The sequence below is a fragment of the Treponema lecithinolyticum ATCC 700332 genome (assembly GCA_000468055.1).
Lineage (GTDB): Bacteria > Spirochaetota > Spirochaetia > Treponematales > Treponemataceae > Treponema_C > Treponema_C lecithinolyticum.
Genome location: KI260561.1, coordinates 403712 through 411934, shown reverse-complemented (window position 1 = coordinate 411934; position 8223 = coordinate 403712). Strand labels below are relative to the sequence as shown.

Annotated in this window: 10 protein-coding genes and 1 pseudogene; all 11 read left to right on the top strand. The window is 36.6% G+C overall.

Annotated features, from left to right (window positions below):
- A pseudogene (locus HMPREF9193_RS11280) lies at positions 1-281 on the top strand (hypothetical protein); the annotation flags it as partial.
- Positions 278-1003 carry an eCIS core domain-containing protein gene (locus tag HMPREF9193_RS04595; RefSeq protein ID WP_021686912.1) on the top strand — a complete coding sequence of 242 codons (726 nt, stop codon included), beginning with the start codon at positions 278-280 and terminating at the stop codon, positions 1001-1003. The pseudogene HMPREF9193_RS11280 and the gene HMPREF9193_RS04595, both read left to right, overlap by 4 nt.
- A complete protein-coding gene (locus HMPREF9193_RS04590) occupies positions 991-2229 on the top strand; it encodes a hypothetical protein (RefSeq protein WP_156882454.1) in 1239 nt (412 codons plus the stop codon). The genes HMPREF9193_RS04595 and HMPREF9193_RS04590 overlap by 13 nt, the downstream gene beginning before the upstream one ends.
- A 1-nt stretch (position 2230) precedes the next feature.
- Positions 2231-3274 (top strand): SH3 domain-containing protein, encoded by a 1044-nt coding sequence (locus tag HMPREF9193_RS04585; RefSeq protein ID WP_021686910.1) that lies wholly within the window; start codon positions 2231-2233, stop codon positions 3272-3274.
- 263 nt (positions 3275-3537) lie between these two features.
- Entirely contained in the window at positions 3538-4392 is an 855-nt protein-coding gene (locus tag HMPREF9193_RS10730) for an NADase-type glycan-binding domain-containing protein (RefSeq protein ID WP_156882453.1), read from the top strand.
- A 2-nt stretch (positions 4393-4394) separates the two neighbouring features.
- Complete coding sequence (locus HMPREF9193_RS04575; RefSeq protein ID WP_169720448.1) at positions 4395-4910, top strand: hypothetical protein; 516 nt, start codon at positions 4395-4397, stop codon at positions 4908-4910.
- 5 nt (positions 4911-4915) lie between these two features.
- Entirely contained in the window at positions 4916-5320 is a 405-nt protein-coding gene (locus HMPREF9193_RS04570; protein ID WP_021686906.1) for an NADase-type glycan-binding domain-containing protein, read from the top strand.
- A 37-nt stretch (positions 5321-5357) separates the two neighbouring features.
- Positions 5358-6155, top strand: a complete 798-nt coding sequence (locus HMPREF9193_RS04565) for an NADase-type glycan-binding domain-containing protein (protein ID WP_021686905.1) — start codon at positions 5358-5360, stop codon at positions 6153-6155.
- A 100-nt stretch (positions 6156-6255) separates the two neighbouring features.
- On the top strand, positions 6256-7038 hold the full coding sequence (locus tag HMPREF9193_RS04560; RefSeq protein WP_021686904.1) for a hypothetical protein: 783 nt from the start codon (positions 6256-6258) through the stop codon (positions 7036-7038).
- A complete protein-coding gene (locus tag HMPREF9193_RS04555) occupies positions 7035-7625 on the top strand; it encodes a hypothetical protein (protein WP_021686903.1) in 591 nt (196 codons plus the stop codon). Before HMPREF9193_RS04560 ends, HMPREF9193_RS04555 begins: the two co-directional genes overlap by 4 nt.
- A 52-nt stretch (positions 7626-7677) precedes the next feature.
- A complete protein-coding gene (locus HMPREF9193_RS04550; RefSeq protein WP_156882452.1) occupies positions 7678-8100 on the top strand; it encodes a hypothetical protein in 423 nt (140 codons plus the stop codon).
- Positions 8101-8223: the final 123 nt, after the last annotated feature.

The following is an 8223-nucleotide window of genomic DNA, read 5'->3' as shown; positions in this document are numbered from 1 at the left end:
CCGAAGCCCGCTCCCCGGCAGAGCACTCGCCTGCCCTGTCCGCCGCCGACAAAGAAAAGCTGCGTATGGCACGCATAAACGCCAACTACGAGCATGATAAAAAACTGTTGGCAAAAGAAGACCCTGCTTTTGTGCGAAGCCCTTTCCACAACATAGGACACGCGCAGGGGAATGAAGATGATATAGATAGTACCCTGCAAACACAGCGAAAAGCCGACATTACGACACAAAAGCTGCTGGATACACTGAAACATGACGTTGACATGGGGAATATACTATGAGCGCCAAAAACTATGAAGTACTGGCAGCAGATAAACACTGCAAGGATTTTTTTGATTGGTTTGAAATGCTTTTAGGATATTCTCTCAAAGATTTAAAACCGATGACAGTTGCTCCGAAAGCAGACAATAACGACGGTTTTACCGAGCAAGCAAATACACAAACATTTTTTGAGTACCTGTACACACAAGACAGAGAATTCCCGCTTGATACGGTACAAATAAAAGAGTTTGAAAGAAAATATGATACTGAATTGCAAACACCGCACATTCACTACGGAGCACAAGCAGATGAAATTACTCGAGCAATGCATGTAATTGCCCTTGCAATCGGAACAGATATATACTTTAGAAATGGAGCATACAAGCCGGAAAGCGAAGAAGGACGAGCATTGTTGGCGCATGAGATGACCCATGTGGCACAGTATTCTGAAAAAAGGATACAAAAACATACGGATACAAAAGAGTTGGAAAATGAAGCCGTGTATGCGGAAAAGAGCGAATATTACGAAAGCGATCCTGTGATAACAAAAGTAATACAAGGAGTTCCATTTAGAATCCGCAAATCAAAAGAAGCGTGGTTACACAATATGATAAAAGAAAAACTGGAGACCCTTATAGAACAGTACTGTGCTATGCAACGTGATGATAAAAAAAAGCTAAAACTGCTTACCACGTATATGGATTTACAAAAAAACGGAGGTTTTGAAGCTTGGCTCAAATAACACGACTACAGGCACACATGCATATCCGCGATGTATTAACCGAGTTTATAAACATGGCACAGGGCGTAAAGGATTCGGGTATAACGGTTAATACAAACGGCAAGAGGATACTCGACGGCTTGGAAATAGCAAAAAAAGCTTTGATAAAGCTGGAAGAAAATTATTTTGCACAATTGAGCGATGAAGGTATTCAAACATTCCTTGACAAATGTAAAATTCTTGCGCGCCAATTTGAGTTGGAACAAAGTAAAAAAATACAATCCCTTAATGTATATAAAGACGGAACATGTATAACCATAAGAGCACGGCATAAAGACTACGACGCTGAAAACCGAAAGCTGGTTTTATATAAGAATAATGAAGATATAATATTTGAATGCTCCGAATTACCCGGATTTTTTGACGGTTCAAAAGAGCGTGATGTTGTATGGGGTGTAGAAAAAATGGTCAACGGTGTTTTTCAACGGGTGACCAATTTAAATCCACCATATGCAATTGGATATTTGTTTAAAGATAGATATACACTGCGCTTCCCGGAAGATGGCATATATAAAGTTACGGCTGATTTTATAGAATACACAAAGGAAGAATGGGATATACGAAAACAAACTGCAAAAGTACTTGATCATAAAGAAATAATTGTAGAAGTAATTATAAATAATACAACACATGCCACCGTCTCTCCTACTTTATTTACCCAACATATGTTTACACCGGAAGCCGGGTTTGAAAAAGGATTTGAAGACACTGCGTGCAATGCTACGGCTATTTTGAATATTTTTTCCATGCAATACACAAAAGAGACCGGAAAAATCCTTACGTTTGAAGAAGGCTGCGATCTATTAAAAAATGGAGTAAAAAATCCAAAAGGTAATCCCAAATATTGGATTGATCAGAAAGATGCAGATGTTAAGGATTTAGCACCTGCTTTAAACGCTATGATAAACCACTCTGAAAAAAAATCAGGTAAAAAATTGTTTAGGGGAAAATTTGGCTACTCTGCCGCATGGTTGGGATATAAAGCAGCAGATTTAACGGATTCTTATTTTGTCGATAGTTTTAAAGGAAATACGGTACCGATGCATTTTGTAAACCATAGAATTAAGAATAAAGACGGCTATGAAGTTTATGATACATATGATGGGAAAATAAAGACAAAACCTACAGCTGATTTTATAAAACAAAACAGAGCTGATTATTATGTAGAAAAAAAGGAGAATAACTGATATGAGAAAATTAACTCTACTGATTTTTATACTGTGCTTTGGCAATACATTGTCATGTACCGGAAAAATTGGTACAACGAAAACGGAAATTCGTTCACCTGATGCTTTTATAAATGACGCTGGAGATATGCTCTACGTTCCGGTAAGGCAAGTGACTTTTGAAGTTCCGATATTCGATAAATTCGGGAGTGACAGTGCAAAAATAGAAGTCGGCGGTCTTGCATGGAAAGAATCGGAGTTCCGCTATAATAATCCCGATGCGTTCGGCACGTTGTTTATTGATCAGGTATACAGAGATAATTATAAAATATACCGTAAAAATATTGAGCCTCTTTTTGAACGATACCCATCGAAGTATATTATTTTATCGGATCGAGGGAGTATAATGCCACACTATCTTTTTCCGTCCTACAATCGGTTTGTATATACCGAACATGTGATCGGTGAAGGAATAATGTCGCTTACTCCATATAGGAAAGATCCTGACGATGATTTTTCTTCTCTCGACTTTAGTTATAGCTTGGATTTTGTTATTAACGGCTATCTTATTTCGCTCGGTATTCATTATTATGACAAGTATGACGTATCTGTGATGCAAGCCTATCCTCAGTTGTTTGTTAAAAAAAGAGAAGGAAAGTACCGTTGGGCTTCCGAAGATGCTCGATTTAAATTATATGAAATATTGTTGCACGATCCTGCTGAAACGCTTCCGATGAGCATGTGTTGGTTTAGAACGACATATGAAACAATGCTCAAAACGTTGAAAATCACTGATGATGATGAGCGGTTGATTGTTGATAATGTTTTTACCGTCAAAGAAAATTTACGTTTACGTGACGGAAGCTTACCGAATGCTACTGTTATTACAACAATGGGAAAAGGTACGAAAGTACGGATTTTTGAACGAGGCGATAAAACGATAATAGACGGTATTACATCGCATTGGGTAAGAGTGGAAGTGCTGGAAGACGCAAAAGATAAAGACGGCAAACCGATAAAATCAAGAATAAAAGGCTGGTGTTTCGGCGGGTATTTGGAAGAATAATGTCATCGCCGGGAACGCTTTTTACACGAGTTGGTAGATAAAAAATACATAGCGCAAGCGAATGTGACAACTATTGATAATCCCGTTCCGTGGAGAGGTCATGATACTGATAATTGGGGAAGCGAAGGATGTTTTGTTGGTCAAAGAAATAATGCAAATGGAAATTGGAATAAATGTATTCCCCTATTATTTGAATGGGGCTTGGATTATGGGAATATAATCCAGAGAACACTAGTAGAAATTGATTAAGAATGGCAGAATTTATGAAAAAATATTTTTTTATATTTTTCTTTCTTTTCTCCTTGTTAAGTCTTCAGGCTGAAAAATACGCATTCGAAAATAAAACCTATATTTACAGCGGGTACTTTATCGATTTGAAAAACCCCGGATTTTATTTTTTGTTTAAGGACGGCACGTTTGAAATTACCGAACCGGTTTTCAGCGGCGATGAAGAAAACCGGGCGCAACCGATACTCTACACCGCTCCGTATACATTTACCGAAAAAGACGGCTTTTTATATTTACATACGGGCGTGCGGCAATATTTGGTATTGTGTTCCGGAGAGGTTTGCATATTGAAAGATTGCAATTCAACGCTCTGTTTATGGGGTTTTGAAAAAGGATCAAAATATATTATCAGCGATATCGTGCGCGGCTATACGGCGCCGTTTTTGTTTCTGCCGCAGCATCAATCATTCAGTTCGGTTTTGAGCGAAACAATCGACGGCGTAAAGGTCTCCTATAATCGGGAAAACAAACGGTATTATTTGGAAATAAATCCTTGGGTCGAAGACGCAAAAGGTGGCGGCATCGGCGAAATGCAAACTATTAACGTATCTTTCGGTTCCGATACGTTTTTATTTTTAAACGGGTTTATAGATTCCGCGCGCCCCGATTTATATTTGAAGAATTCACGCATAAAAGAATTGATTGTCCGAAACGGAACGTTTACGGAAACGATAACGCTCAAAGACAGCCCAGAGCCGCAGATACTACAACTTGCGCGTATGTTGGAAGGTACCGTTTCGTTTGAAATAAAAAGCGTTTACAAGGGAACCAAATACGACGACACCGCAATGAGCGGAATAGTATATATGCGCGTTCCGCCGGTAAGATGAATATGCTGAATCCAAGAAAATTACTGACAGTACTTTTTTCGATTTCAGCTCTTTTTATAATGACCGCCTATGCGGGAGAAAACCGGTCGGCGAACGATAATTCATTTGCCGGATTCGATGTATATACGTTTTCCGCAGGCGATAAGGATGCAACGTATTATCTCAATGAAAATACGCTGCATATACAAGAGCGCTCGCTCGGAAGCCGTTATAACAGCTATGATCAGACAATCACATTTTCAACCATCGAAAAGAACGGTGTACCGTATATACGATATACGGAATCCGACCGACAGTATGTTTCACTTGACGGTAAAAAATTCGAAGTAAAAAAAAGCGACGGCACGAAGCGGGAAGCCGTATTTTTTAAGAATGAATATTTTTTCGTTTTGCTTAATAAAGACGGTACGTGTTTGTACGGCGCAAAAAATGCATACGATACGTGGGAATATCATGTACACGATACCGAAGCAAAACAAAGTTCATTTTTAAAAAAAAAACAAAAAGCTATTCGATAAACGATATGGGCTGTAATTTTCCCGAAAAACGTACGGTATGGGGCGCTCCATGGTGCGAGGGCGTACAAGAACAGGGTATCGGAGAACGGCTTGAGTTTTCATTGAAAAAAAACAATTCATATGCCGAAGTATTCAGCAAACAAAAAATATTTATTTCAATCGGCTATGTCGATTATTCCCGCCCCGATTTATACAATGCCAACTCACGGCCGAAAATACTTTCCGTCTATATAAATAATACCTTTTACAAAGATGTCCGCCTCGAAGATACGAGCGAATATCAGGACTTGCTAAAAGACAGGACACTTGCAGCAAGCGATACGATCAAACTCATCATAAAAGACGTATATCCGGGAGAAAAATATCAAGACACTTGTATTAACGATATTTTTATACTACCGTTAAGATAGGAGAAACAAACGGAGATACAATAAAGGTGGTAATACAATGAAAAAATACGTTTACATACTTTTATATCTTATCATTGGGCAGTTGTATATATTTGCTACTCCTGAAATCGGAATTTTATATATGACTCAGGATTTTGCAGGTTTTAGATTTATCTCTGAAAATGAATTGCTCATTCGTAATGAAATTGGACAGCTCAGAATATTTGAAGACGGCACATATCATTATGAATTGAGCTATGAAGAGGGATTGCCGTATATTTCCATCAGCGGTAACGGTGTGAAGCGATATTTTTTACTGCTTTCGAATGAACAAGCCTGCTATTTTTACGATGCAAAGACGGGAGAACTGGTAATTTCGGCGGAGCATACAAAAGCTGCAATAGAGCCGTTTGTTATTTATAAAAGAGATAAAATACGCGCAAGTTCGGAGCTGCGCGAAGGAAAGACCGTGTATTCGGTTGAAAACCTTTCGACCGAAATCCTGTTGCCGTGGGTACCTGCAGGCGGGAAAAACGGCATCGGCGCAACTTTGACCATACACGATATGTACGGCGAGTTTTTGATACTCGGTTCGGGTTATGTTTCGGTAAAAAACAGAGCGCTGTGGACAAAAAATGCACGGCCGAAAAAACTTAAAATTCAGTATAAAAAAACCGGTATTGTAAAATATGTCGATTTAAAAGATACGCCTGATTTACAAACGATAGTCATGTATACGGACGAAGATTATAAAAATCAAACACGAGGTGGAGATATTGTCATAACGATCATGGACGTATATGAGGGCACTACGTATAGCGATGTATGTATCAATATTTTGGTAGAAAAGACATAAACAGAGTACACGACGCACCGAAGCCCGCTCCCCGGCAGAGCACTCGCCTACCCTGTCTGCCGCCGACAAAGAAAAGCTGCGAAATGGGAGATAGTACAAAATGGCAAGAGAGCCTGCAATAAAGGCAATACACGAAACAATGTTCGGCTTACAGGGAAAATTGATTTTTCTGCAAGAACAATACAGCGTGTACCACGACAATTATTCTGCTGAAGCAATGGAGTTACTGGGCGTAGCAGAAGCATACAACAAAGCGGTAAGTGCCGCATATGAAACCAAAGAGTTTGACAATTTAAGCGACAGCGAACTTGATGAAATGGTTGACTTAAGCCGGCAAGTATCGCAGTTATACGAGTTGGGAGTGGACTTTAGTGCAGCGGATACTGTTATACAAAAGGAAACTATGTATAACAATGAATTAACAGTACAAGGTCAAAATAAAACATATACAGAAAAAACGGAAAATTTACCTGAAAAACAAATTAAAAGTTTTTTTATAAACAGATGGGAGTTCATTTTTTTTGAAAATATTGGTGCTAACGGAGGAACAAATTATAATATTTCAACGGTAATAACGAATAATAAATTAAATATTTTTGCTTCGGGAAAATTTATTGCAGATAATCTAGTAAATGATTACGATGTATTTGGTTCTGTTACTTTGATTGTTGATAGTAAAAACATTACTTCACAAAATTTTACTTATCCCAAAACGTCATTTATTTGGTCCGGTAATGGTAAGGTTTTAGGAAATATCACATTTGAATATGATTTTTCGAAAGTGAAAAGTATAGAATTGGAATTTGAGTTTGGAGTAATACTCCATCAAGATTCTCAGCATTATTTTGTTCGGTATAAGAGAAAAAAAGAAAAAATAAAATGAAATATCTTAAAATACTGGTAATACTATTGCCCTACTTCTTATATTCTTGTGCGAATGTAGCACAAAATCAAATACAAAGCGGCTGGAATTTTGAAAAGACAATTGATTATGATTTAAATTATCCCGATATAAAAGATGATATAGATAAAGTCCTGAACTTCTTTGATAATGCCATAAAAATCTGTCCGCATAAATGGAATTGCGGATACATACAAGAAATACAATTCTATGTAATTTTGTATTTTAGAGAAAAAATCGATAAAAAATATTTTCTTAGTCAGTTAAGTGTTGTATATGAAAAGTATCTAATGAAAAATCAGCTGACAAACGATATGATTTTATCCTATGCGATTTTTAACTTTATTAATTCAAATAAAACTGAATGTATGAATCTTTTGAATTTAAGATTTGAGGAAAACTATAAATATGACTTTAACAATTATAAAGAAAAAGATATAAAAAATTTTGTTATAGGAATTTTATTAAATAAAATCGATTCGGAAAAATTCAAAAATACTTTATATGTAGATTTCTTGGATTTTACAGAGGAAGATTTAATTGAAATGTTCATAGAAACGGAAAATTAAGATGGTTTATACCTTAAAACCAAAGGTTTTATTACACTGGAGGTCAGATAACATGAAAAACAAAAGGAGTATTTTTTTATTAGTGTTAATGATGTCGCTCAGATTTATTTCGGCACAAGAATTTATCAAAGGGGAATATAGATCATACCAAAAAGAATATGGTCCATATAAAATAAGAACAAATGCTTGGCGTTGGGTTGAAGAATGGGAACAATATACTGATGAATATGGGGAAGTAAACTGGAGAAAAAGGAAAGATAAAGAAGGAAATATAATTAAATCAAAAGATGCAGGATTACTTATTCATGGAGGTGGATATTCAAAATCGAATTTGGATAATAAAAAAGGGGCAAACAAATATGTAGATAATACTTTAGGTTGTATCCGCATAAGCAATTTAGATGTTTTATTAATTGTTGAGATTCTTAATACTTATATGTCAATAAAAAAGTCTATAGCTTTGGAGGTAATATGAAAGTTAATAAAAGAGTATTAACCCCTGTTTTGTTTTTTTATTTTGCAAACATCTTTTTTGCTCAGAATTATATAAAAGCAGAAGTAAAGTCTTTTCAATATGAGAAAGAACCGATAAGTATTT